The 25,728-nt window shown below is 57.3% G+C and carries 21 protein-coding genes, 1 other RNA gene and 1 pseudogene; 7 read left to right on the top strand and 16 right to left on the bottom strand.

The window, feature by feature from the left end; all coding sequences use genetic code 11:
* Nucleotides 1-127: 127 nt before the first annotated feature.
* Nucleotides 128-2,803: a type I DNA topoisomerase gene (gene topA, locus C0U40_RS05195; protein WP_101654627.1), complete on the top strand. Its 2,676-nt coding sequence runs from the start codon at nucleotides 128-130 to the stop codon at nucleotides 2,801-2,803.
* Between the two features lie 66 nt (nucleotides 2,804-2,869).
* Here topA and murD read toward each other — a convergent pair whose 3' ends face one another.
* The 15 genes and pseudogenes from murD to C0U40_RS05120 all read right to left on the bottom strand — a co-directional run bounded on the left by murD (nucleotide 2,870) and on the right by C0U40_RS05120 (nucleotide 18,812).
* Complete coding sequence (gene murD / locus C0U40_RS05190) at nucleotides 2,870-4,270, bottom strand: UDP-N-acetylmuramoyl-L-alanine--D-glutamate ligase (RefSeq protein ID WP_101654626.1); 1,401 nt, start codon at nucleotides 4,268-4,270, stop codon at nucleotides 2,870-2,872.
* An 89-nt stretch (nucleotides 4,271-4,359) separates the two neighbouring features.
* Nucleotides 4,360-5,445, bottom strand: a complete 1,086-nt coding sequence (gene mraY, locus C0U40_RS05185; protein WP_101654625.1) for a phospho-N-acetylmuramoyl-pentapeptide-transferase — start codon at nucleotides 5,443-5,445, stop codon at nucleotides 4,360-4,362.
* 14 nt (nucleotides 5,446-5,459) lie between these two features.
* Nucleotides 5,460-6,857, bottom strand: coding sequence for a UDP-N-acetylmuramoyl-tripeptide--D-alanyl-D-alanine ligase (locus C0U40_RS05180; protein WP_101654624.1), 1,398 nt, complete (start codon nucleotides 6,855-6,857; stop codon nucleotides 5,460-5,462).
* The gene (locus tag C0U40_RS05175) at nucleotides 6,854-8,335 is read right to left on the bottom strand and encodes a UDP-N-acetylmuramoyl-L-alanyl-D-glutamate--2,6-diaminopimelate ligase (RefSeq protein WP_101654623.1); all 1,482 of its coding nucleotides are present in this window, start codon (nucleotides 8,333-8,335) and stop codon (nucleotides 6,854-6,856) included. The genes C0U40_RS05180 and C0U40_RS05175 overlap by 4 nt, the downstream gene beginning before the upstream one ends.
* Before the next feature lie 22 nt (nucleotides 8,336-8,357).
* Nucleotides 8,358-10,139, bottom strand: a complete 1,782-nt coding sequence (locus C0U40_RS05170; RefSeq protein WP_101654622.1) for a peptidoglycan D,D-transpeptidase FtsI family protein — start codon at nucleotides 10,137-10,139, stop codon at nucleotides 8,358-8,360.
* The gene (ftsL, locus tag C0U40_RS05165; RefSeq protein ID WP_101654621.1) at nucleotides 10,139-10,507 is read right to left on the bottom strand and encodes a cell division protein FtsL; all 369 of its coding nucleotides are present in this window, start codon (nucleotides 10,505-10,507) and stop codon (nucleotides 10,139-10,141) included. Before ftsL ends, C0U40_RS05170 begins: the two co-directional genes overlap by 1 nt.
* Nucleotides 10,504-11,502, bottom strand: a complete 999-nt coding sequence (gene rsmH, locus C0U40_RS05160; RefSeq protein ID WP_101654620.1) for a 16S rRNA (cytosine(1402)-N(4))-methyltransferase RsmH — start codon at nucleotides 11,500-11,502, stop codon at nucleotides 10,504-10,506. Before rsmH ends, ftsL begins: the two co-directional genes overlap by 4 nt.
* Before the next feature lie 8 nt (nucleotides 11,503-11,510).
* Complete coding sequence (mraZ, locus tag C0U40_RS05155) at nucleotides 11,511-12,014, bottom strand: division/cell wall cluster transcriptional repressor MraZ (RefSeq protein WP_101654619.1); 504 nt, start codon at nucleotides 12,012-12,014, stop codon at nucleotides 11,511-11,513.
* Between the two features lie 666 nt (nucleotides 12,015-12,680).
* Complete coding sequence (locus tag C0U40_RS05150; protein WP_101654618.1) at nucleotides 12,681-14,630, bottom strand: tetratricopeptide repeat protein; 1,950 nt, start codon at nucleotides 14,628-14,630, stop codon at nucleotides 12,681-12,683.
* A gap of 97 nt (nucleotides 14,631-14,727) precedes the next feature.
* Nucleotides 14,728-15,095, bottom strand: an RNA gene (gene rnpB, locus C0U40_RS05145) — RNase P RNA component class A.
* A gap of 48 nt (nucleotides 15,096-15,143) precedes the next feature.
* Nucleotides 15,144-15,764, bottom strand: a pseudogene (locus tag C0U40_RS20455) (N-acetylmuramoyl-L-alanine amidase); the annotation flags it as partial.
* Between the two features lie 62 nt (nucleotides 15,765-15,826).
* Nucleotides 15,827-16,414, bottom strand: coding sequence for a hypothetical protein (locus C0U40_RS05135; protein WP_101654617.1), 588 nt, complete (start codon nucleotides 16,412-16,414; stop codon nucleotides 15,827-15,829).
* Between the two features lie 30 nt (nucleotides 16,415-16,444).
* On the bottom strand, nucleotides 16,445-17,932 hold the full coding sequence (gene gatA / locus C0U40_RS05130) for an Asp-tRNA(Asn)/Glu-tRNA(Gln) amidotransferase subunit GatA (RefSeq protein WP_101654616.1): 1,488 nt from the start codon (nucleotides 17,930-17,932) through the stop codon (nucleotides 16,445-16,447).
* 3 nt (nucleotides 17,933-17,935) lie between these two features.
* Nucleotides 17,936-18,223: an Asp-tRNA(Asn)/Glu-tRNA(Gln) amidotransferase subunit GatC gene (gatC, locus tag C0U40_RS05125; protein WP_101654837.1), complete on the bottom strand. Its 288-nt coding sequence runs from the start codon at nucleotides 18,221-18,223 to the stop codon at nucleotides 17,936-17,938.
* 139 nt (nucleotides 18,224-18,362) lie between these two features.
* Nucleotides 18,363-18,812, bottom strand: coding sequence for a nucleoside deaminase (locus C0U40_RS05120; RefSeq protein WP_101654615.1), 450 nt, complete (start codon nucleotides 18,810-18,812; stop codon nucleotides 18,363-18,365).
* Between the two features lie 63 nt (nucleotides 18,813-18,875).
* On the opposite strand from C0U40_RS05120, the gene C0U40_RS05115 reads away from it, so the two are divergent.
* Nucleotides 18,876-19,766: a pseudouridine synthase gene (locus C0U40_RS05115; RefSeq protein WP_101654614.1), complete on the top strand. Its 891-nt coding sequence runs from the start codon at nucleotides 18,876-18,878 to the stop codon at nucleotides 19,764-19,766.
* 53 nt (nucleotides 19,767-19,819) lie between these two features.
* On the opposite strand, the gene C0U40_RS05110 is transcribed toward C0U40_RS05115, so the two are convergent.
* On the bottom strand, nucleotides 19,820-20,029 hold the full coding sequence (locus C0U40_RS05110; RefSeq protein ID WP_101654836.1) for a cold-shock protein: 210 nt from the start codon (nucleotides 20,027-20,029) through the stop codon (nucleotides 19,820-19,822).
* Nucleotides 20,030-20,396: 367 nt separating this feature from the next.
* On the opposite strand from C0U40_RS05110, the gene C0U40_RS05105 reads away from it, so the two are divergent.
* The 5 genes from C0U40_RS05105 (at nucleotide 20,397) to C0U40_RS05085 (ending at nucleotide 25,713) form a co-directional block, all read left to right on the top strand.
* Nucleotides 20,397-21,212 carry a TerC family protein gene (locus C0U40_RS05105; RefSeq protein ID WP_101654613.1) on the top strand — a complete coding sequence of 272 codons (816 nt, stop codon included), beginning with the start codon at nucleotides 20,397-20,399 and terminating at the stop codon, nucleotides 21,210-21,212.
* A 282-nt stretch (nucleotides 21,213-21,494) separates the two neighbouring features.
* Nucleotides 21,495-22,403 (top strand): 5-bromo-4-chloroindolyl phosphate hydrolysis family protein, encoded by a 909-nt coding sequence (locus tag C0U40_RS05100; RefSeq protein ID WP_101654612.1) that lies wholly within the window; start codon nucleotides 21,495-21,497, stop codon nucleotides 22,401-22,403.
* Between the two features lie 14 nt (nucleotides 22,404-22,417).
* A complete protein-coding gene (locus C0U40_RS05095; protein ID WP_101654611.1) occupies nucleotides 22,418-23,605 on the top strand; it encodes a toxic anion resistance protein in 1,188 nt (395 codons plus the stop codon).
* A gap of 81 nt (nucleotides 23,606-23,686) precedes the next feature.
* Complete coding sequence (locus C0U40_RS05090; protein ID WP_180957621.1) at nucleotides 23,687-24,571, top strand: DUF2927 domain-containing protein; 885 nt, start codon at nucleotides 23,687-23,689, stop codon at nucleotides 24,569-24,571.
* A gap of 14 nt (nucleotides 24,572-24,585) precedes the next feature.
* Nucleotides 24,586-25,713 carry an SPFH domain-containing protein gene (locus C0U40_RS05085; protein ID WP_101654609.1) on the top strand — a complete coding sequence of 376 codons (1,128 nt, stop codon included), beginning with the start codon at nucleotides 24,586-24,588 and terminating at the stop codon, nucleotides 25,711-25,713.
* The last annotated feature ends 15 nt before the right edge of the window (nucleotides 25,714-25,728 follow it).

Genomic DNA, 25,728 nt, shown 5'->3' with positions numbered 1-25,728 from the left:
CCCGGCACAGTTAAAACCACAGCCCGCAAACCAAATGCGCGACCCCCATTGACAACCCTCCCCGCAACAACACATTTTCCGCACGCCTCAAATCGGGCAGCACCTACACTGATTCACAGGAAATAATATGCCAGTTGTCGTCGTCGAATCTCCGGCTAAGGCCAAGACAATAAACAAATATCTGGGCGACAACTTCACTGTTCTGGCGTCTTACGGACACGTGCGCGACCTGCCTCCCAAGGATGGTTCGGTGGACACGGACAACGATTTCGAGATGAAATGGGAGGTCGCCAGCGACAGCCAGAAACACATTCGCGCCATTGCCGAGGCCCTTAAAGGTGATGACGAACTGATCCTCGCGACTGACCCTGATCGCGAAGGAGAAGCGATCAGCTGGCATCTGGAAGAGGCGCTGAAAAAGCGTAAGGCGATCAAGAAATCCACCAAAGTGGAACGGGTTGTTTTCAACGCGATCACTAAGGATGCGGTGACAACGGCGATGAAAAACCCCCGTCAGGTGGACATGGAACTGGTAGAGGCCTATCTCGCCCGTCGTGCGCTGGATTACCTTGTAGGGTTCAACCTGTCTCCGGTGCTGTGGCGCAAGCTGCCCGGCGCGAAGTCTGCCGGACGGGTGCAATCCGTCTGTTTGCGTCTGATTGTAGAGCGCGAAATGGAAATCGAGGCGTTCAAGCCCCGCGAATACTGGACCGTCAAGGCGATCCTTTCCACCCCGCGCGGTCAGGAATTCGAGGCACGTCTGACGGTTCTGGGCGGCAAGAAGCTCGACAAATTTGACATCGAGACGTCCGAGGCAGCAGAAATCGCAGTTGCGGCGATCAATTCACGCGATCTGTCCGTCGCAAGCGTCGAGGCAAAACCCGCCAGCCGCTACCCCTCTCCGCCGTTCATGACATCTACCCTGCAACAGGAAGCCAGCCGCAAGTTCGGCATGGGGGCACGGGCCGCAATGTCCACGGCGCAACGGCTCTATGAAGCGGGTTATATCACCTATATGCGGACCGACGGCATTGATATGGCTCCCGAAGCCGTGACTGCCGCGCGCAAGACCATCGGCAGCTTGTTCGGGGATAAATACGTTCCAGAAAAACCCCGCGTTTACAAGAACAAAGCCAAGAACGCGCAGGAAGCCCACGAATGTATCCGCCCGACGGATATGGATGTGACCCCTGAAAGTCTGTCCCGTCTGGAAGCCGACCAGCGCAAGCTTTACGATCTGATCTGGAAACGCACCCTTGCCAGCCAGATGGAAGCAGCGCGCATGGAACGCACCGTGGTGGAAATCGCCTCTGCCGACGGTCAGGTTGGCCTGCGTGCCAACGGGCAGGTTGTGCTGTTTGACGGATTCCTCAAGGTTTATGAAGAAGGCCGCGATGATGTGGCCGACGGGCAGGTTGTGGATGACGATGACAAGCGTCTGCCACAGATTGCCCAAGGGGACGAGACCAAGAAATCCTCTGTCACACCCGAACAGCACCACACACAACCGCCGCCCCGTTACACCGAGGCGACACTGGTTAAGCGGATGGAAGAGCTCGGCATCGGGCGGCCCTCCACTTATGCCAGCATCGTAACCACGATCCAGACCCGCGAATATGTGCGCAAAGACAAGAACCGCCTGATCCCCGAGGATAAAGGGCGGTTGGTGATTGCCTTCCTAGAAAATTACTTCCGCCAGTATGTCGGGTATAATTTCACCGCGAAACTGGAAGACGAGCTGGACGATATTTCCGGCGGCCGCGAGGATTACAAGGCTGTTCTTTCCCGTTTCTGGCGGGATTTCTCGGCTGCGATTGCGGAAACCGCCGATCTGCGCATCACCGAGGTTCTGGAAAAGATTAACGAGGTTCTCGCGCCCCATTTGTTCCCCGCGAACGAGGACGGATCAGACCCGCGCATTTGTAAAGCCTGTGGCAACGGCAAATTGTCCATGCGTACTGCACGCTCCGGCGGGGCCTTTATCGGCTGTTCCAACTATCCGGAATGCCGCTACACCCGCCCGATCTCGGGCGAGGTCGAGGGCGGCGATATAGCCGGACCGGATGGCAAGCAGCTTGGCTTTGACGATGACGGCGAACCGATCACACTGCGTTCTGGCCGCTTTGGCCCCTATGTGCAGCGGGGCGAGACCACGGAAGAAGTCCCCAAACCGCCACGGGCCTCCATCCCTAAGGGCACGGATCTGAGCGCGGTTGACTTGAAACTGGCGCTGGACCTGTTGTCCCTGCCCCGCTTTGTCGGCACCCATCCGGAAGGCGGCGATATTACCGCTGCTATCGGGCGGTTCGGTCCTTATGTAATGTGGCAGATGCCGCTGGAAGAAGGCAAGAAAACCACGCGCAAGATTTATGCCAACATGAAAGACCCGACGGAAGTGTTTACCGTCGGGATGAACCGCGCGGTCGAGCTGATTGCCGAGAAAGCTGCCAAAGGCGGACGCGGAGCAGCTGCGGAACCGCTGAAGGAACTGGGCGAACATCCCGAACATGGCGGCGCGATCAATGTGATGGACGGGCGTTACGGGCCCTATGTAAAATGGGAAAAGGTTAACGCGACCCTGCCCAAGGAAATGGAGCCGACCCAGATCACACTGGAAGAAGCTGTTGCGCTTGTGGATGCGAAAGCGGCCACAAAAGGCAAGAAAAAGGCCGCGCCGAAGAAGAAGGCAGCGGCCAAGAAACCGGCAGCGAAGAAAACCGCGGCGAAAAAGCCAGCGGCCAAGAAGACCGCCGCGAAAAAGGCTGCCCCCAAGAAGGCCGCCGAAGACAAACCGGCTGAATAAACAAAAAAAGCCCTGCACTATTATGGTGCAGGGCTTTTTAAACCGATTTGACAGTGTGGTGTCCCTTTAATCGAGGTTACTCACCGCCGCGACAAACGCATCCCCGCGTTTTTCAAAGCTGGTGTATTGGTCAAAGCTGGCGCAAGCCGGTGCCAGCAGCACCACATCGCCGGCCTCTGCGTCTGCGGCGGCACGGGCGACGGCCTGCTCCATCGTGCCGCAGATTTCAAACGGCTGCCCGTCCAGTTGTCCGGCAAACTCTTCCGCTGCTTCTCCAATCAGATAGGCTTTGCGCAAGCGCTCGAACTGGGGCTTGAGCGCGGCAATACCACCCTCTTTGGCCTGCCCGCCCGCGATCCAGCGGATGTTTTTGAAAGCCATCAGCGCCTTTTCTGCTGCATCTGTATTGGTTGCCTTGCTGTCATTCACAAACAGCACGCCGTTACGTTCTGCGATGATCTGGCATCTGTGAGGGAGGCCACCATAGCTGGCCAGATGGGTTTCCACCACACGGGGAGCCAACCCGATGGACCGGCACGCCGCATAGGCAGCACAGGCGTTTTGATGGTTATGTGCGCCGGGCAGTCCGCGCATGTTGCGCAAATCGATCGACGCAACCTGCCGCCCTTTGCGCCATTCCGCGAGAAAACCTTTGCGGGCAAAGACCGACCAGTCGTCGCCTTGTAGTTTGCGCTCGGCGGAAATGCGGATCACAGGCTCTCCGCTGTTCTGGGTTTCGCGTAGTTGCGCTGCGAGATAGCGGCCTTCCAGTTCGTCCACACCGATGATGGAACGGTCCGGCCCACCGGCAGTGAACAACCGCGCTTTGGCTGCAAAATAGCCGCCCATCCCGCCGTGGCGGTCCAGATGGTCGGGGCTGAGATTCATGAAAATTGCGATATCCGGAGCCAGTGAACGGGCCAATTCGGTTTGATAACTGGACAATTCCAACACGGTGATCTGTCCGTCCGATGCCGGCTCCAGATCCAGAACACCCCGACCGATATTTCCGCCCATCTGCACGTCACGACCTGCTTCTTGCAGGATGTGGTGGATCAGCGCTGTGGTCGTGGACTTGCCATTGGACCCCGTCACACAAATCACCCGTGGCAAGGTTTCAAATCCGTCCCACTCCGGCGTGCCATAGCTACGAAAGAACAGGCCCACGTCATTATCGACAACGGCACCCATCTCCCATGCCTTCGCAATCACCGGATGTGGTGCAGGATAGAGATGGGGAATACCCGGCGATGTCACCAGACAGCTGATCCCTTCCCAATTGCGGTCTTTGCCAAGGTCCGCCACCAGAAACCCTTCGGCGCGGGCGCGGTCCTGTGCTGCTGAGTTGTCGTCCCAGCACACCGGAACGGCACCGCCTGCCACCAGCGCTCTTGCAGTGGCAAGACCGGAACGGCCCAAGCCCAAAACGCCGACAGAATGGCCTTCATATCCACGAACTGGAATCATCTCACGGTCCTCTAACGCAGCGCATTGGCTGCTATTTCTAGCTGGTTAATTCACAGGGACGGAGCCTGCCCCCCTTCAAAGCCGGTCTTTTAGCGGATTTTCAAGGTGGCCAGCCCGATCAGCGCGAGGATCAGGGAAATGATCCAGAAGCGGATCACAATTTGCGGCTCTGCCCAGCCCCGCTTTTCAAAATGGTGGTGGATCGGTGCCATCAGGAATACCCGTTTACCAGTGCGTTTGAAGTAGAGCACCTGAATAATCACCGACATTGCCTCAACCACGAACAATCCGCCGACAATCCCGAGCACGATCTCGTGCTTGATGCTGACCGCAATCGCGCCCAACGCGCCACCAAGGGCAAGTGACCCGGTATCGCCCATAAAGACCGCTGCAGGTGGTGCGTTATACCACAAAAAGCCGAGCCCGCCGCCAATCAGCGCGGAGGTAAAGATCAGCAATTCCCCCGTGCCCGGTACATAGTGCACGTCAAGATATTCGGTGAAGTCGGTCCGCCCGACCACATAGGCAATTACGCCCAAGGTCGCCGCGCAGATCATCACCGGCATAATCGCCAGACCGTCAAGCCCGTCCGTCAGGTTCACCGCGTTAGCGGCCCCCACAATGGTGATCATCGCAAACGGGAAGTAGAACAGCCCTACCCCGATCAGCGCATCCTTGAACACCGGTAGTGCGATTTGCCCTGACAGGGCTTCGGGATGCAGTGTGGCCACATAGACCGACGCAATCAGGGCAATCACAAAGCCCAACGCCAGACGGGCCTTGCTGGAAAACCCTGCGACCGTCTGTTTCGTGACTTTGAGGTAGTCATCCATAAAACCGATCAGTGCGAAACCGATGGTCACAAGCAAAACCGCCCAGACATAGCCATTATCACTGCGCGCCCACAGCAGGGTGCTAAGCGTCATCGTGCCAAGGATCAGCACACCGCCCATTGTCGGTGTACCGGCCTTTTCAAGCAGATGGCTTTCAGGACCGTCCTCACGGATCGGCTGGCCCTTCTTCTGGCGCAACTTAAGGTAGTTAATCAAAGGCTGCCCGAACAGGAAGCTGAGAATCAGCGCAGTGAAAAACGCCCCACCGGCCCGGAACGTGATATACCGGAACAGGTTAAAAAAGTCGCCACCATCACTGTACTGGCTTAGAAAATACAACATTAAACGCTACCGCCTTATTTTTCTGCTGTCTGGCCCAGCGCTTTGATCGCTGTTACAACCTGCCCTACTTTGGACCCTAGCGAGCCCTTTACCATAGCAACGTCGCCGGAATCCAGCAGCCTGTTCACCCGTGCAGCCATAAGGTCGGCCGTCTCGAAATGCTGACCGCGTTTGCGATCCGGCAGGGCATTATGCAGGGCAGCCATAAGCGGGCCGCTGGTATGGATCGTGTCAACGGATTCAACCGCGGGATGATCCGCCAGCCCGCTGTGGAACTCTTCTTCCTGCGGCCCCAGTTCCAGCATATCACCAAGCATTGCCACCCGCCGTCCGCCTTCAGGCTTGCTGTCGGCCAGTACGCTTAACGCTGCGGCCATAGATGTGGGGTTCGCATTATAGCTTTCGTCGATCAGTTCCAGCACGCCGCCGGTATCGCCGCGGGTTACGGTGAAGCGCTGGCCACGACCGCTGGGCGCATGCCACTGGGCCAGCGCCAGCATGGATCGGGCAGGATCGGCGCCCACGGCTTGCACTGCCCCCAGCACAGCCAAAGCGTTCATCGCCAGATGGTGGCCGGGCGCGCCGAGTTTGAACAGGATTTCCTGTCCGTCGAGCAACGCTTCTACCGTCGTCACTGTTTCGGTGGTACGGGCTGCAATCAGCCTGAGGTCCGCCCGATCGGTTTCGCCAAACAACCGCATGCGCACGCCTTTGGCTGCATCAAGCAGGATCGGAAGTGTGGGAATGTCTGCGTTCAGAACCGCCACGCCCTGCGGACCGAGCCCTTCAAAAATCTCGGCTTTTGCCTGTGCAATCTGGTCGACGCTATCAAACGCTGCCATGTGAACCGCCGCAACGGTGGTGATGACCGCCACATCAAGTTGCGCCATGCGGGACAGCGGGCCGATTTCGCCCGGATGGTTCATACCGATCTCGATCACGGCAAAATCCGTGTCCTGCGGCATCCGCGCCAGCGTCAGCGGCACGCCCCAATGATTGTTGAAGCTTCGCACGGCAGCGTGAACCTTGCCCTGCGGGGCAAGGGCAGAACGCAGCATCTCTTTGGTGCCGGTTTTGCCGACCGAGCCTGTTACACCGATCACTTTTGCAGCGGTGCGGGCGCGCGCCGCCTGCCCCAAAGCTTCAAGGGCCTTCAGCACATCCGGCACAACCAGCAGCGGCGCGTCTTCCGGTACGTTCTTTGGTCGATGGGTCACCAGCGCTGCTGCTGCACCGGCTTGCAGCGCTTGCGCAACAAAATCATGCCCGTCGCGAACGTCTTTCAGGGCAACAAACAGGTCGCCCTGTTCCAGCTCTCGCGTATCAATCGACACACCGTTCGCAACCCAATCGCAGTTGGTTTGCCCGCCCGTCGCGGCGGCCGCATCCTGACTTGTCCATAGATTTTTCATGCGCCCAACCCGTCCAGAGCGTGAACCGCTACGCTGGCCTGTTCTACATCGTCAAAGGGAAGCACATCGTCTCCGATGGTCTGTCCCGTTTCATGGCCCTTGCCTGCAATCAGCAGGGCATCGCCCGGTTGCAACGCGTCAACGCCTGCAAGAATGGCATGAGCGCGGTCGCCGATTTCTGTGGCTTCAGGGCATTCTGCCAGCACCATGCGCCGGATCAGGGCAGGATCTTCGCTGCGTGGATTGTCGTCCGTAACAAAAACAACATCGGCATTTTCCCGCGCCGCTGCCCCCATCAAAGGCCGTTTCGCGGTATCACGATCGCCGCCAGCGCCAAAGACGACGATCAACCGTCCGAGCACGTGGGGCCGCAACGCGCGGAGTGCGGTTTTCAGTGCATCCGGTGTATGGGCATAATCCACAAACACCGACGCGCCGTTGGCCCGTGTTGCGGCCAGTTGCATTCGGCCCGGAACAGTTTGCAGTTCCGGCAGACAACGGAAAACTTCGGCGCTTTGGGCCCCGCAGGCAATGGCAAGGGCCGCCGCTGTCAGAACATTTTGTGCCTGAAACCCGCCGATCAGGTTTAACCGCGCTGTGTGCACCGTGCCGTTCCAAGAAAACCGCACTTCCTGTCCGGTGGCATCAAATCGCCCCGACAGGATCTGCATGTCCCCCTGCCCCGTGCCAAGGGTTACAACATCCTGTCCACGCGCTGTTGCCATATCCACAAGGGTCGCGCCCTTGGGATCGTCAATATTGATGATAGCAGAGCCTTCGGGGGGAAGTACCCGTGCGAACAATCCGGCCTTGGCGTTGAAATAAGCCTCGAATGTCTCGTGATAGTCCAGATGGTCCTGCGTGAAATTGGTAAATGCCGCGGCCGTCAGCCAGACTCCGTCAAGGCGGCGCTGATCCAGCCCGTGGCTGGACGCCTCCATAGCGGCATGGGTAATGCCTTCACTATCAAGGGTTTTCAGCAGCTTGTGCAGGGTTACAGGCTCTGGCGTGGTGTGGCTCATCGGGGCGGTATAGGCCCCTTCTACCCCTGTTGTGCCAAAATTCACGCCTTGCAGGCCCAGAAGCTCCCATATCTGGCGGGTAAAATTTGCGACTGAAGTCTTCCCGTTGGTCCCTGTTACTGCCACCATGGTTGCAGGCTGTGCGCCATAAAAACGGGCCGCTGCCAGCGCCAGTGCGCGGCGCGGATCGTCAGAAACCACAACAGGTATAGAAATTTCGCCGACGTCTGCCAGCGCGATTTCATAGCCTTCGGCGTCGGTCAGAATAGCAGCCGCTCCCATACGCAGCGCGTATTGAACAAAGGCACCGCCATGCACCGCCGATCCGGGCATGGCGGCAAACAAATCGCCTGTTTTACAGGTACGGCTGTCCACACAAATGCCGCTGATGTCCGCATCCGTTTTTGTGCCGTGTTTCGCTGTCAGGCCCAGTTTTTGCAGGGTAATAATGGTCATGACAGCGTCTCCTCGTCCGGGGTCAGTTTCCTGACGCGGTGTATTGAAGATTTCCCGCAGACGCAACATTGGGGCGCAATCCCAGAACCGGCATGATCCGCGCAACCAGCTCTGCGGCAACGGGCACCACGGTCCAACCCGCTGTGCGGCGTTCTTCGCCGTGCGCCTTGATCGAAGGTTCGTCCAGTGTCACCACCATTACGTATTGCGGATCGCTTGCAGGAAAGACGCTGGCGAAGGTGGAAATCACCTTTTTCTTGTAATAGCCACCACCGGGTTTGGGTTTATCCGCACTGCCGGTCTTGCCAGCAACTTCATAGCCCTTAACCTCTCCGAAAGAGGCGGTGCCCCGTGTCACCACGGCGCGCAGCATCTTCACCAGCTTGGCAGACGTTTCTTCCGAAATAATCTGTTCGCGGTCCGAAGGGATACTGTCCCGTTTCAGCAGGGTTGGTGTTACCTTGTAACCGCCGTTGCCCATCACCGCATAAGCAGAGGCAAGATGCAGCGGGGTTGCTGCGATACCGTGACCGTAGGAAATCGTCATGGTGGACAGCTCCGACCAGCGTGGCGGCAGCAAGGGTTTGGCATTGCGTGCCTCTGGCAGTTCCACCGTCGCCACATCAAAGAAACCCAGCTTTTGCAGCATCTGCTGCTGCGCCTGAGTCCCGGCTGCCATGGCCATCCGTGCGGTGCCGATGTTGGAGGATTTGACGATAATATCAGTGACCGACAGCTCTTTACCATAGTCGTGGAAATCACGGATCTTGAACTTACCCCAACGCAGCGGGCCGCGGGTATCAATCATGGTGTTTTCATTGGCCAGCCCGTTTTCAAGGCTGATCCCTGCGGCAAATATCTTGAAAGTCGAGCCGAGTTCGTAGACGCCCTGACTGGCGCGGTTGAACAGCGGGCTGTCGGACTGGTCACCCGACGTCAGGACGCGGGGCCGGTCGTTCGGATCAAAGTCGGGCAAGGACGCCATCGACAGGATTTCCCCTGTGTGAATGTCCATCAGGATCGCCGCCGCGCCCTTGGCCCCCATCAGGTTCATCCCGCCCGCGAGAACTTCGCGCATGGCGGATTGGGCGGTCAGGTCGATTGACAGCTCCAGCGGCTGCCCTTCACGGGCCGGATCGCGGAGGGTTTCGTCAAAATACCGTTCCACGCCGGCAACACCGATCACCTCGGCGGCGTTCACACCTTCCTTGCCAAAGCTCGCACCGCCAAGGATATGGGCCGCAAGACGGCCGTTAGGGTACAAACGCATCTCTCGCGGGCCGAACAGCAGACCCGGCTCGCCCAGATCGTGAACAGCCTGTTGCTGTTCGGGACTGATTTTCTTCTTGATCCACAGGAACTTGCGCTTGCCGGTAAAGTCTTTGGTCAAACGTTCCAGATCAAGGTCCGGAAACACGCTGACCAGACCTTTGGCGGCCTCGACAGGGTCAACCATCAGGGGCGGCTGGGCATAAAGTGCTGTCGTCGCCAGATTTGTTGCCAGAACCTCGCCGTTGCGATCCACGATATCTGCCCGCTGGTTGGCGATCTGCGGGATGGAGGCTGCAGATACAGGTTCGGACGGTTGAGAGGCAGACAGGCTGCCCATCCGGAAGCCGACAGTCATGAAGGCTGCAAAGAAGAAGATACCCAGTATCAACAACCGGCTTTCCGCACGGCGGCGCATTTTCATCTGGGTTTTTACGTTACGAAGGGCCCGTTCGTGGGCCTCGATCATATCGGGATCTTCACCCTTTTCACGGGCATCCAGAACACGGGCGAGCGGGCGTAGCGGCGTTCTCATTACGGGAATTCCTTGTCCGGTCCGGGTGTCGGCACGCTGCTGACGGAAACCGGATTCACCAGTTCGTTCGCCTCGATTTCAACTTGCGGATAGGCCACGAGTTCGACTTCGGCGAAATGTTCGGGCATCAGGGGTACCAGCCCCAATTCACCAAAGTTCAGGTCAACCAGATCCCGCAGGCGGTTGGGACGGTTCAGATAGGCCCATTCCGCCTTGAGCACAGAAATTGTCTCCCGCTCATGGGCAATCTGGCGCTGCAACTCTGCCACGCGGCGCAAACTGGCCTGCGTGCGGTAGTTTTCCTTGTAGGCCCAATAAGCGACGCTGATCACCACGCCACAACAGATCATATAGAGAAATGTTTTCATTGACTTACACTCTTCAAACTTAATCGGGGCAAACCCAGCCCGCCATAATCCACATCCCCGACAGGGGCATCGGTGCGCCGTGCCAAACGCAGTTTTGCAGAACGGGAACGGGGGTTTGCCGCCAGTTCGTCCTTATCGGCTGTCACTGCCTTGCGTCCCATGACTTCGAAACGGGGCGCATCGGTTTGAGCTTCCGGAGCCCAGCGGTTACCTTTGGGGTTCAACCCGCCGCGTGCTGCCAGAAACCGCTTTACGATCCGGTCTTCAAGGGAATGAAAGGTCACAACAGCCAGAATACCGCCCTCGGCCAGAACCGACTCGGCAGCATAAAGCCCGCGCACCAGTTGCCCCAATTCATCGTTCACCGCGATACGCAGGGCCTGAAATGTACGGGTCGCAGGATGGGCCTGACCAGGCTTGCCTTTGGGCAGCGTGGATTCGATGACATCCACAAGCTGGAAGGTGGTTTTGATCGGCGCAGTCTTGCGCGCAGCCACAACCGCCTTTGCGATCCGGCGTGAGGCCCGTTCCTCGCCGTATTGAAAGAATATATCGGCCAGTTCTGCCTCGGAGGCACCATTAACCACGTCGGCGGCTGTTTCTCCGGACTGGCTCATCCGCATGTCGAGAGGCCCGTCCTTCTGGAAGGAAAAGCCGCGCTCTGCCTGATCGATCTGCATGGAAGAGACGCCGATATCAAGCACGACACCGTCCATTCCAGCGGGCACAAGGCTGTCCATATCCCCGAAAGTGCCGTCTACCAGATGCAACCTGTCACCGTAGGTGTCAGCCCAGGCTGCCGCCCGCTCGAAAACTTCAGGATCGCGGTCAATCGCATAGACCTCTTCAGCACCGGCATCGAGAAAGGCACGGGTATAGCCCCCGGCCCCGAAGGTGCCATCCACCCAGCGCCCCTGCATTGGCGCGACCGCTTTCAGAATAGGGGTCAGCAACACGGGAATATGCGGGGAAGCAGTAGGCTCGTCCTGTTGCATTTCCGCGATTACCCCTCTGCCGTTTCCATATCCAACAGGATCAGAGGATCAAAATCCTCGTCCTCTTCGTCCATCCAGTCTTCCAGTGCTGCCGCGTGTTCTTCATAGGCAGAAGGTTCCCAGATCTGGAAAGTGTCCCCTGTTGCAACAAACGTCGCCTCATTGGAAATGCCGATCTTGCTGCGCAGTTTCGGGGACAGTACCAAACGCCCTGTTTCATCCACGCTCATCTGCACCGACTGGCCAGAGAACATATGCTCCAGCGCACGACGGCGCTTGGACCCGCGGGGCAGTGCAGCGATCTTGTCGTCCACTTCCTCCATGGAGGTCATTGTGTAGCCTTCGATAAAATTGCGGGCCTTGCCGCCGTAGACCAGAACAAGATTGGGGTTCTGACCTTCTTCCCAATCCGGATCGCCTTCCTCCAGAACACGACGAAAGGCCGCAGGGATCGAAACCCTGCCCTTGGCGTCCACTTTATGGACACTCTCGCCTCTGAACCGTCGTGCCACGAAGGGCGCTCCTTCTGTCCGTTGCCCAAGAAAATCAGGGGCTTAAAATGATAACGGCGAACCAAGCTGCTGCCACTGCTTGATCCGCCGCCCTCGTCCCGATTATGGGCCGCCCGACTGTGGTGCCACCTTTGGGGGGTGTCTGCTCGCATTCCACGTCGGATCTCATGTTCGATGTAGCTGGGCGCCTGTATGAAACCTGGTTTGGTCTAGCGGGATCTTGATGTCCCTTTTTCGTTCCCAACCTCATCTTGCAGTTAGGTATTACATGGGAATTTATGGAAACCAAGCCCTTTTTGTGGGAACGCTTGGTCGGAACCAGAGAATACAGCTCCAAACCGCCACATTATCGACAAAATTGAGAGAGATTTTAGCCGTAGTAGTAATTCCCAGCAACTACACCACTATATCTGGTATGGGGGAAAAGTTCCAATTTTTTCCCATATGATCCCATGACACCACAGTTCACTTTAGAACATACTGAGAACATAGAGATATTGTGAAAATCTTTCGATTCGCAAACGCGATTCTCGATCCGAATCTGGAATTTACCCGTCTATATATTGCGAGCAGGTCAGTTCGTCCCATAAAGTACCATAATAGCCATATCGGCACCAAAGCAGGTCGCCCAAATCACGCTATTTGCCACGAAGATCCTGTGTGTGCTTAGGGAAGGTAGCGTTTCGCCTCGGCTCCGCGGCCAAGTGTCTGCAACACCTCAGCCAGCTTTTGGCGCAGCTGGGGGGCGCGGGGTTCAACCGCCAGCGCCTCTTTATAGGCCCGCGCAGACGACTCCAACGCCCCTTTTTCTTTTTGCAAGTCACCAATCAGCCGCCACGCAGGCCAAAGTGTGTGCCGTTCCTCAAGCGCCTGATGCGCCTGTGCCAAAGCCCCGTCATAATCCTTTAGATAGGCAAGGAGCAGCGCCAGATTGAACCGTTTGTCCGCCTGCCCCGGCCCTCCGTCAGCCACTTGCCGGAACAGACTTTGCGCGGCGTCGATATTCCCTAGCTTGGTATGCGCCGCCCCCATGAGACCCAGAACTTGGGGATGGCTGGGGCTATATCGCAACGCCCGCTCTCCTGCCTGTAGGGCTTGCGCGGGCATATCCCGTTGTAACAGGCTTTTAGACAGCTTTGCCCATGGGGTCGCCTGTGGAACGGATTGCGCGTTCAATGTGCGGCGCAAAGCATCCGAGGCACCCGAGTCTCGCCCCCCTGTATAATCCAGAATTCCCATGGTCTTGTAGATCAGCGCTTCGGAGGGGGACAGGTTCAGGGTTTTGTCATAAATCGAAACACCCCCGACGACCGCAGGCTCCTTGGCGATCCGTGCAGTCGGATCGTCTTGGGGCCGTGGAATCTGGATACGGTGATCAGTCATGGTGACTTCGATCACGTCCTGCGTACGGCGTTCGGGCATGTGACAACTGGTACAATCGGGATTATCGCCCAGCGCAGGGTGGTTTTTTTCGGCTGCCCTCAACAAAGGCAATCCTGCCGCAGTGGTTTCATGACAGGACAGACAGGCGTTGCGATAGTGTTCCGCCCGTTGTTCCGCAGGCAGTTTCACATGGGGGTCATGACAGTTCAAACAGCCAAGCTGCCCTTCGCTTTGAAGGAAACATTCGCTTTGTTCCAGCCGATAGGGATGGTGGTTGATGTCAAAACGGTCCTGCTTGGCGCGGGTCATATCCTCGATATCCAAAAATACCTTATAATCGGAAACCAATTCGCCAGGTCGAAAAGAATAAATCCCGCGCCCCATGCGCAAGGGCGACGGGATCGCCACGCTTGGTTGCATGTGGCAGCCGTAGCAAATGCTGTAAAGCTGGTCACGGGGCAGTTTTGCGGGTTGAACAATAGCGGCGTGGATTTCATCCAGCTCTGCTTCACCGGAAATGGCTATGGCCACGTGGTTTGCTCCTGGCCCATGGCAGCGCTGGCAACCGATCCCCTGTGGCAGATCCACAGGAAAGGTATCTGGCTGGCCTTCGTTATCGCTGCCAGCAGGCACGTCGGGAAAGGCATTGTGACAGGCCATGCAGCGCCGTTTCACTTCACGCAGCACCCCCGTCTGGTCAAAAAATTCAAATCCTGGTGCCATCGCCCATTTGCTGTCTTGCGTGTACCATGCCAGCGGCAACTGATACATCAACCCGTCGTTTGTGCGATACAGATACACCCGCGAGTGATGGCCGGATCCCAGAACCCAATCCACCTTTTGTTCAAAGCGGTTGATCTGCACCCCGTCAGGCGCGATCTGATAGCGGATGAACCAATAGTCTTCGCCGCGCAATTCCATTTCGTAATGACGGTCGGACGGGGCGTGATAGTAGTGATTGTTCTCAAAATCCTCGATCACCGTGGCGCGGCCGGGCTTGTGAAAACTTTTGCCCATCCCCACCTGCTTAAAGCTTTCGGCTTTGTCGGAATGACACATAGCGCAGGTGGCGTCGGGCACATAGCCTGCGGCCGCGCCAGCGGTAACGGTAATGTCAAATTCCGCCAGCAGGTCTTTGGTGGCCGGATCAACTGTTTGGGCAAAGGCGCTTGGGGCCGACAGCAACACGCAAAACACTTTTGCCAGTTTACGCAGAAACACCGCAGAACCCATGGATCACACCCTGTAAAATCGGTTGCTTTGAATGGGATCAGCCTAGGCCCGCGCCCTGCACACTGCAACCGGTGCATCGGACCCAGACGGGGATTATTTTCGCGGATGGCCTGTAAGCCGGATTTTGTCCCGGGGTTGCCCCCTTAGACGACCATTCATCTGGGCCTGCTGTCACCAACAGGCTCTTGCAACCAACCCGGACCTGCTAGGGCAAAAGCGGCCCCGGATGTTGCCATCCACGCGGTCCCTATTTGGTTTTGCTCCAGGCGGGGCTTGCCATGCCAATGATGTTACCACCACCGCGGTGGGCTCTTACCCCACCGTTTCACCGTTACCCGTGCACGCACGGGCAGTCTTTTCTCTGTGGCGCTTTCCCTCGGGTTGCCCCGGGCGGGCGTTACCCGCCGCCTCTGCTTTTTGGAGTCCGGACTTTCCTCACTAACGTGCAGCCGTCCAGCCATCCGCGAAGCCTTTCTCTACCGTCCCATGCCCCCCGAGGTCAACGGCCTGGCAAGGCCATTGCTGCGCGAGCCGCACAATTAGCCCTACATCCAGAGCATCAAGCGGGCCGGAATGGAACGGGCGGAACCGCAAGCGAAAGGCCGACAGGACGGTTTCCCAACTTTGTCGCGTATCATCCGCCGCACGGTAGCCAAAATAGAACGCCGCCGCACGAAAGGCCGACCAGTCCGCACAACACTGTGCGGGATGCGGCCAGATCGAAAGCCCCCGCGTTGCAAGATCCTTCCAATCAAAATAGGGGCCGGGATCAATTTTGCGACCGGGTGCCATATCGGAATGGCCGATAACACGTTCAGGCGGAATGTTGTGCCGTTCGAGTATGGAAGAAAGTAATTCCCGAAGCGCCACCATCTGTGGTTCGGGGAAATGCGGGGTATCACTGTCAGGGCCGCGATTGACGATTTCAATACCGATCGAATGGGAATTCACGTCCGTAACCCAGCCCCACTGTCCGGCCCCTGCATGCCATGCACGCTCTGATTCCGCCACGAGCTGCGTGACCGCGCCTGTTTCATCTATGACGTAATGGGCCGAAACCTCTGCTTCGGGGTCGCACAGCCGGTCAATCGCCGCCTGTGCTGTTTCCATTCCGGTGTAGTGGAGAACCACCATATCCGGCTCAAGACCGTGCCGCCGCGCGCTACAATTGACCGAGCTGCGGGTCGCGTATTGCATTAGCTCGGCAGAAGGTTGCGATAAAGGTCCGGGTTCCAGCCACAGGCGAAGCCGTCACCATCCGTGTCCAGATTATTGCGGTCCCGTTCCGGACCACCGGATTCAAGGAACCGGCGCTGTGCTGCGTCCGGATCGTTCCGGTAACGGCTACAGTTTGACATGTTGCTGCTGGAACGGTTGTAGGTGCGCACGCCCACAGCCTGCTTTTGCGAAATCGCATAGGCGGCAAGGTTCACATCATCGCGCCGCTGGGGCAACGGTTCCGGGTCGACCACAGTGTAAGACTGGCGCAAAGCGGCAAGTTTAGCTGCATCCGACGCAATGGATTCCTGTTCGACCACGGCTTCGAAGTCCTGAGTATTGGAAATGCCGCTTGGAAGATTCTCCGGGGCAGCCCCTCCTCCGTCAGCAGGAAGCTGAACTGTAGAAACACCACCCTCGGCAGTAGCCAAGCGCTGGTTTTCCGTCTGAAGCGCAACAGGATCCGGCGTAATATTATCGAAATACTGGTCCTGATCATTGGGGGACTGCGTTGTGCATCCCGCAACAAGACCTGCCGCCAAAACTGTAAATACCAAACTGCGCATCTTACTTTCCTTGTTTAAAACCCAGAAAACCTACCACCATTTTTCGGCCTTGGAAACAAAACCGGCGGATTGCTCCAGCGCGTAGGCAGTGTTCAGCATATCCGCTTCTTCCCAAGGCTTCCCGATCAGTTGCAGGCCAAGCGGCAGACCCTGTGAATCCAGTCCTGTCGGAACAGAAACACCGGGCAGGCCGGCAAGGTTCACCGTCACGGTGAAAACATCGTTGAGATACATTTTTACCGGATCCGCATCCGCCATTTCCCCCAGCCCGAAGGCCGCGGAAGGCGTTGCCGGAGTCAGGATCGCATCTACACCGCTGGCGTAGACATCTTCAAAGTCTTTCTTGATCAGCGTGCGCACCCGCTGGGCGCGGCGGTAATAGGCATCATAGAAACCTGCCGACAGCACATAGGCCCCGATCATGACACGGCGCTGCACCTCGGGGCCGAAGCCTTCGGCGCGGGTGCGGGCATACATTTCGTGGATGCCCTCGCCTTTTTGCAGCTTCGCGCGGTGGCCATAGCGCACCCCGTCGTAACGGGCGAGATTGGAGGAAGCCTCCGCAGGGGCCAGTACATAATAGGCCGGAAGCGCGTATTTTGTGTGCGGCAGGGATACGTCAACGATCTCGGCACCTGCATCGCGCAGCATATCCGCCCCGTCCGCCCAGAGCTTTTCGATCTCGGCGGGCATCCCGTCCAGACGGTACTCCTTTGGCAAACCGATCTTGCGACCGCGAATATCGCCTGTTAGCGCAGCTTCAAAGTCCGGCACGGCCATATCCGCACTGGTGCTGTCTTTGGCGTCGTGTCCGGCAATGGCATTCAAAAAAATTGCACTGTCGCGCACGGTTTTCGTCATCGGCCCTGCCTGATCCAAAGAGGAGGCAAAGGCGATGATGCCCCAGCGGGACACACGGCCATAGGTGGGTTTCACGCCGACGATACCGGTAAAAGCGGCGGGCTGGCGGATCGAACCACCTGTGTCGGTGCCAGTCGCAGCCAGACACAGATCGCCGGAAACAGCTGCAGCGGAACCGCCCGAAGACCCGCCCGGTGTCAGCGGTGCATCAGAACCTTGCCGCCGCCACGGATTGACTGCGGCACCATAAGCGCTGGTTTCATTGGACGACCCCATGGCAAATTCGTCCATGTTCAGTTTGCCCAGCATCACAGCACCGGAGTCCCACAGTTTGGTGGTCACGGTGCTTTCGTATTCAGGTTTGAACCCGGCCAAAATGTTGGAGGCTGCCTGACTTTCTACACCTTTGGTGCAGAACAGATCCTTGATCCCGAGCGGGATACCACACAGATCGGGTGCATCCCCTTGCCCCAACCGCGCATCAGCGGCTTTAGCCTGCTCCAGCGCCATTTCCGGTGTTTTCACGGAATAGGCGTTCAGCGCATCGGAACCCGCAACTGCGGCGTTACAGGCTTCGGTCAGTTCAACGGCAGAGATTTCCTTGCTGCGCAGCTTGTCGCGTGCATCCGCAATGGTCAGGGTGTTCAATCCGCTCATGTCTTACTCCACAACCTTAGGCACTGCGAAAAAGCCTTCCCGCGCATCCGGCGCGTTGGACAGAATCTTGTCTTGCTGATCCCCGTCCGTCACCACATCGGCGCGGCGTTTCAGACGCATTGGCGTGACAGAGGTCATCGGCTCTACACCGTCAACGTCCACTTCGTTCAATTGTTCCATAAAGCCGAGGATTCCATTCAATTCTCCGGCCAGCGCATCAAGCTGGTCTTCGGGAACTTCAATACGGGCCAGATGCGCCACTTTGCGCGCGGTGTCTTTATCAATGGACATCGGGGTCATCCACTTTCTGTGTCACGGATATTTCAGGGCGAACCTTTATCCCCGCACAAGGGCCAAGACAACCCGTCAATCCGTAGGCCGACAGTTCTTTGCCATATATGCCTTATAATAGTGCAGGCCGGAACTGGCGCTATCCCCGCCGACCGGCGAAAAACTCCCGCAGCAGGGCAGCAGAGGCCGTTTCCTGCAATCCGTCATAGATTTCGGGGCTGTGGTGGCACTGGGGGTGGTCAAAGATGCGCGGGCCCTGCGCCACACCGCCGGATTTCGGATCAGCAGCGCCATAGTATAGTCGCGCGATCCGGGCGTTAGAGATCGCAGCCGCGCACATGGGACAGGGTTCCAGCGTCACATACAGATCCGCCCCCACCAGCCTTTCGGATGTTTGGGCTGCGCAGGCTTCACGGATCACCAGCATTTCTGCATGGGCTGTCGGATCGTTCAATTCCCGTGTGCGGTTGCCGGCACTCGCGAGCACAACGCCATCCCGCACAAGAACCGCACCGACGGGAACCTCTCCGCGCACAGCAGCCGCCTGCGCCTCTTTCAGCGCCACATCCATATAAGACGTAAACTCCATTCCCCTGCCATAGCGTGACGGGTTCCCTTGGACAAGCACGCCGATCCGCCCTATAGCGGGGCCATGAGCAATGAAATCACAGCCGAAGGCGAGCGTATCGCCAAATTCCTGTCCCGCGCAGGTGTCGCATCCCGTCGTGACATCGAACGGATGATCGAGGCCGGCCGCATCACCCTGAACGGCGAGCCCCTGACCACTCCTGCGATCAAGGTCACAGAGAAAGACAGTATTCTTGTGGACGGCAAGCCGGTTGCCGAAAAACAGCCCCCGCGCCTTTGGCTATATAACAAGCCGACCGGACTGGTCACATCGGCAAAGGACGAAAAAGGGCGCAAGACCGTTTTTGACGATCTGCCCGAAACCCTGCCCCGCGTGATGTCTGTCGGGCGGTTAGACCTGAACTCCGAAGGTCTGTTGCTGCTGACCAACGACGGCGAGATCAAGCGCAAGCTGGAACTGCCCTCAACAGGGTGGGTCCGCAAATACCGCGTTCGGGTCAAAGGCACTCCCACGCCCGACATGATCGAGCCACTGCGCAAAGGGGTCACGGTTGACGGAGAGCGCTTCCAGCCGATGGAAATCAGCATCGACAAACAGCAGGGCGCTAACGCGTGGCTGACCATTGCCCTGCGCGAAGGCAAGAACCGCGAAATCCGCCGCGCAGTTGAAACGGTTGGCCTGACAGTGAACCGCCTGATCCGCACCTCTTACGGCCCGTTCCAGCTCAAGACGCTCGGCTCGGGTGAGGTAGAAGAGGTGCGCGCCAAGGTTCTTCGGGATCAACTGGGGCTGGAAACGCCTCCGGCCCACGCCAAGAAGAAAGACACCCGCCGCGTGTCCCGCACAGTCAAATCCGGAGGTGCGAAATCCGGCGGCGCGAGCAAGTCCGGCGGACCAAAATCCAGAGCCGCTAAATCAGGCAACAAAAACGCTCCGCGGAAACCGCAGCGTTAACCGGAACAAAACCCGGGTGCGGCACGCCCGACGGGCGGCGCTGCACCTGCGAATTATTCGCTGAGCGAAAGATTTCCGGCCATTTGCCGGCCGTCTACCCCGTCAACCATTTCAAATTCAATCGGCTGGTTGTTTTCCAGTGTCTGCAATCCAGACGCTTGAACCTGAGAAATATGTACAAAAATGTCTTTGCCACCACCTTCGGGTTCGATGAAACCGTAACCCTTGTCGGCGTTGAACCACTTGACCATGCCTTTGGCCATCGCTGTATTCCCTTCACATTCGCCCGCAACACTTTGCTGCGGTTTTCCCGCATCGCCGCAAAAGGCGCGTCTGAACATAAATTGCAGCCCATGAGCGCGAGTTTATGACGCCACGTCACTTCAGCTTAGCCCAAGCCGCGATTCCTGCAAAACATAAAAGAATAGGCGAATTCAGGTGGTTAAACGGGGTGTTCCCGCATCCGCTTCACCCCTGCCCCATCTTATGCCGATAAATTGCCAGACAGGGACAACGGGAACCAAGTGTTAGCAGGATCGTTATAGTCAGGATGCGCGATAGCTTGCCCTGTGCAGGTTGGTTGCGTTAAATGCACATAAAAACCAATTTACCTTCAGGGGACATACAGCCATGGCAGAACTGCTGACATTTGAGAATCTGGCCAATCTGGGGGTTCTCATCTTCCTTCAGGCCGTGCTCGGCTTTGATAACCTTCTCTATATTTCGATCGAGAGCCAACGGGCGCCCAAAGAATACCAGAAATCCGTACGGTTCTGGGGCATCATCATCGCAGTAGCGCTGCGGATCATCCTGTTGTTCACAATGATCCAGCTTATCGACGCCCTGAAAGATCCGTTCTACATCTTCGACTATCCGGGCATCATCACTGGCGGCGTTAACTTTTCGACCGTGGTCTTCATCTTTGGTGGGGTATTTATCATGTACACCGCCTTTAAAGAGATTACCCACATGCTTTCCGTGCACGAACTTGGTCATGAAGGCGGGACGAAGGATGCGAAATCGGCCCGTCAGGTCGTGATGCTTATCGTTATGATGAACCTTATCTTCAGCTTTGACTCAATCCTCTCGGCTCTCGCGATTACGGATGTTTTCCCTGTTCTGGCAATTGCGATTCTCAGCTCCGGTCTGGCAATGTTGCTGCTGGCAGACGGAGTGACGACGTTTTTGCAGAAGAACCGCATGTATGAGGTGCTCGGCCTGTTCATCCTGCTGATCGTAGGCGTGGTGCTTCTGGGTGAGGCGGGTCCTGCCGCCGCCCACGCCATGCATAACGACGATCTGCAAATCCGCATCTTCGGCTATGCTTTGTTGCCAATGTCCAAGACAACTTTCTACTTCTCGGTTGTGGTGCTGGTTTTGGTTGAAATCGTCCAAACCGGCTACCAGCGCAAACTGGCAGCAGAGCGTCAGAGGGGCGGACATTAAAGGGACGCCCGATCCGGCAGAACAGTGCCATTTCTTTGGGCATCAGGGGCAGTTTTCCGCCGATCAGGCGGTGCTGCCCCTGCTATCTTACGGAAAAACCAGCGCAAAAGCCTAGTAACCACGGCCCTGCCCTCATATATTAAAAAGACAGAGACTTAAGCGGGACCAACACCGTATTGACGGGGGAAAGATGTCTGCACCAACCTTGCAGTGGCTATCATATATCGTACTTTGTTTTGCGATCCTGACGGTATCCCTTGGCAGCTTGGGAAGCCTGTCCTGATGGCGCAGAAATTCGGTGGCGCCCACAGCCCCGCAGGAAGCCCGGACAATGCCGCCCCTGCGATGACCCCGTCCAATAAATTTCGTGGCCGCAAGGTGCACAAATCGGACATCCGTTCAAAACTGCTGTTTGCCCTGCCCCTGCCCCTGCTGTTCTCGGGCATCGGCGAAATGCGCGCCCAGAACGCGGGCGGGATGCTGGCGGAATTCGGGGCGCTGGCCATTTTACTGCTGGCAGCCTGGCTGTTGCGGGACGGTTTGCGCGCACAGCAAGCGTATGACAGCCGCAAGATCGCCCGCCCCCCTGCCATTCCGCGCAAGATGTTTGCCAGCGCCTTGACCGGTGTAGGCGTCTTTGTGGCGGCTGCTTTTGGGATGGGGGCCAGCCTGCCCGCGGCAATTGTTTATACACTCATCGCAGTTGCAGCCCATTCATTCAGTTTTGGCATTGATCCCCTGCGTAAAAAGGGCATGGAAGGCATGTCCGATTTCGAAACAGAGCGCGTCGCCAAAGCTGTCGACAAGGCTGAAACCCTGCTGTCCGAAATGGTTGCCGCTGCGCGGCGCATCGGGGATCGGGGCATCGAGCAGCGCGTAGACGCGTTGGCGGCTTCGGTGCGCGATATGTTCCGCACTGTGGAGGATGATCCCCGAGACTTGTCCGGCGCACGCAAGTTTTTAGGCGTTTACTTGCGCGGTGCGCGGGACGCGACCATCAAATATGCAGATCTCGCCAGCAAAACCAGCGATGCAGAGGCAAAGGCAAAATACGAATCCTTGCTTAGCGATCTGGAAGCCAGCTTTAATACCCAACGTGAAACGATGATGTTGGACAACCGCACCGATCTTGATGTGGAAATCGAAGTTCTGCGCGACCGACTGAAACAAGAAGGCCTGAAGGCCAGTTAACAGGAGACCCCCCTATGTCCAACATCCGCGATAAGGCAGAAAGCTCGTTGAAAGATGTGGAAGAAGTCAACGCCGTGGTCCTGCCCGAGCCCAGCAACGAGCTGATCGTCGTGTCCGATGTCACGCCGGACATGCAGAAATCCATCAAGTCGCGGATGGACGAAATCAACATGGACAACACCCAGTCCATCATTGAATTCGGTTCCAAGGCACAGGCAGAGTTGCAGGAAATCAGTCAGGAAATGCTGTCGGGCGTGCGCAACAAGGATGTCGGCCCTGCCGGTGAATCCCTGCGCAATATGGTCTCTTCCATCCGCGGGTTTTCCATCGACGAGTTGAACCCCAACCGAAAGTTATCCTGGTGGGAAAAGCTGCTGGGCCGTGCGGCCCCTGTCGCGAAATTCATGGCTAAATACGAAGATGTTCAGGGCCAGATCGACAAGATCACGGACGAGTTGCTGGAGCACGAACATGTGCTGCTAAAAGACATCAAATCGCTCGACAAACTTTATGGCAAAACGCTCGCATTTTATGACGAACTGGCGCTTTATATCGCTGCGGGTGAGGAAAAGCTGAAGGAACTGGATTCCAAAACCATTCCGGCGAAAGAGAAAGAGGTTGAGAAAGCCTCCAAGGACAAGGGTGTTCTGCGCGCACAAGAACTGCGCGATTTGCGCGCTGCACGGGATGATCTGGAACGCCGTGTCCACGACCTGAAACTGACCCGTCAGGTCACAATGCAGTCCCTGCCCTCTATCCGGCTGGTTCAGGAAAACGATAAATCTTTGGTAACAAAGATTAATTCCACACTGGTGAATACGGTGCCGCTTTGGGAAACCCAACTAGCGCAAGCAGTGACAATCCATCGTTCCCGCGAAGCTGCGGAAACCGTGCGACAGGCCAACGACCTGACCAACGAACTGCTGGAAAGCAACGCTGCCAACCTGCAACAGGCGAACCGCGAAGTGCGCAAGCAGATGGAACGGGGCGTGTTTGACATTGAAAGCATCAAGAAAGCCAACCAGTACCTGATCGACACGATCCAGGAGAGCCTGGCCATCGCGGATGAAGGCAAGGCCAAACGGGCCGAGGCGGAGAAAGAACTGGTTACAATGGAAGCAGAGCTGAAAAGTACCTTGGCTGCGGCCAAGGCAAAATCCACCGGAACCGGCGATACTATCGGCACCAGCACCGATTCTTAGGCGCAGGACAGGGCAAGCCATTCAGATATGAAACTATCGCGATTATTCCTACTGGCCGCCCTCTTCGGGGCAGGGTGCGACGTGGCAACAGCTCCGCCGCCGCCCGAACCTGCGCCCGTCCCGCAACCTAAACCGGCAGAGCCGGCGGTTTCCGAAGAAAGCAAACGGATCGCAGCCTATTACGCTTCGGTGCAGGCGCGGCTGCTGGCACAGGGTAAACTGCGGCAGGATTTCAATCCGCCGGATGCGCCGTTCAATGCCGACACTCTGGTGCGCAACTTTGAAAAAGTAGCGCTTTACGACGAATACACCAATCAGGAAGGCGTATTTATCGAAGAACAAACATCTTCCTACCTGCGACGCTGGCAAAAACCCGTGCGGATCGGGCTGCATTTCGGCAAATCCGTCACACCGGCCCAACGCCGCGAAGACCGCAAGTTCGTCAGCGCCTATGCCGCCCGTCTGGCGGGACTGACAGGTTTGAACATCCGGCTGACCAGCCTCAAGAACGCAAACTTTGTCATGCTGTTCCTGAACCGCGACGAACAGAAGGTCGAGCCGGGCAAGCTGGCAGCCGACGTGCCACAATTACTGCCTTCCATCGTGCGGGAAATCGAAACCAGTCCGCGTAATATTTTCTGCGTCGCCTATGCCCTGTCCAATGCGGATAACCCGACCGATTATTCCGGCGCGGTCATTCTGGTGAAGGCGGAACACAGTGACATCATGCGCAAATCCTGCATCGAAGAAGAAATGACCCAAGCGCTGGGTCTGGCCAATGACGATCCCACGGTGCGCCCTTCCATCTTCAACGACGACGAGGAATTCGCCCTTCTGACGCGCCACGATGAAATTCTGCTGAAAATGCTCTATGATCCCCGTCTGCGGGTCGGGATGACGCCAGAGCGCGCCCGCCCGTTGCTGCATGCTGTGGCGCAGGACGCATTGAAGCAAAGCCATATTTAACTGGAGACTGACCCATGGGTATTTTTGACTTTCTGACCGGAGAATTTATCGACGTCATCCACTGGACCGATGACACACAGGACACGATGGTCTGGCGGTTCGAACGGGAAGGCCATGAGATCAAATACGGTGCAAAGCTGACAGTACGCGAAGGTCAGGCGGCAGTGATGGTGCATGAAGGTCAACTAGCGGACGTGTTCCAGCCGGGGCTTTATATGCTTGAAACCAACAACATGCCAATCATGACCACCCTGCAATACTGGGATCACGGCTTTGAAAGCCCGTTCAAATCTGAAATCTATTTCATCAACACAACCCGTTTCACCGATCTGAAATGGGGTACCAAAAATCCTATCATTTGTCGTGACCCCGAATTCGGCCCCGTGCGGCTTCGTGCATATGGCACCTATGAAATCAAAGTAGCCGATCCCGCGCGGTTCATGTCTGAAATCGTCGGCACCGACGGTGAATTCACCATGGATGAAATCAGCTACCAGATCCGCAATATCATTACTTCGGAATTTTCCGCCGCGATCGCAGGCTCCGGTATTCCGGTTCTGGATATGGCTGCAAATACGCTTGATCTGGGCAAGCTGCTGGCCAAGAAGATTGCACCGGCACTGGCAGAATACGGTTTGGAACTTCCGGGACTTTACATCGAAAACATCTCGCTTCCCCCCAAAGTGGAAGAGGCTCTGGACAAGCGGACGTCCATGGGGCTGGCAGGCGATCTGGACCAGTTCATGAAATACTCTGCTGCTGAAGCCATGAGCAATCCGGCATCCGCAGCGGGCGGTTCCATGGCCGCTGGCATGGGGGCCGGAATGGGGCTCGCTATGGCCCAACAGATGCAGGCGCAACAGGCTGCAGCCGGCCCTTGGGGCGCACGTCCAGCTGCGGCCGCTGCACCCGCTGCCCCACCGCCCCCGCCAGTGGAAAAAGTCTGGCACACGGCCAGCAACGGACAGACAAGCGGGCCATATTCCCGTGCAACACTGGGCCGCATGGCTGCTGACGGTAGCCTGAGCCGCGACACCCATGTCTGGACAGCCGGACAGGACGGCTGGAAACGGGCCTCAGAGGTTATGGAACTGGCACAACTGTTTACGGTCATGCCGCCACCGCCACCCCCTGCAGATTAACCCGCTTATATAGAG

Source organism: Neptunicoccus cionae (genome assembly GCF_002860325.1).
GTDB lineage: Bacteria > Pseudomonadota > Alphaproteobacteria > Rhodobacterales > Rhodobacteraceae > Amylibacter > Amylibacter lutimaris.
Note: the sequence above shows the minus strand (reverse complement) of the source record. Positions and strands in the feature narration are given on the sequence as shown.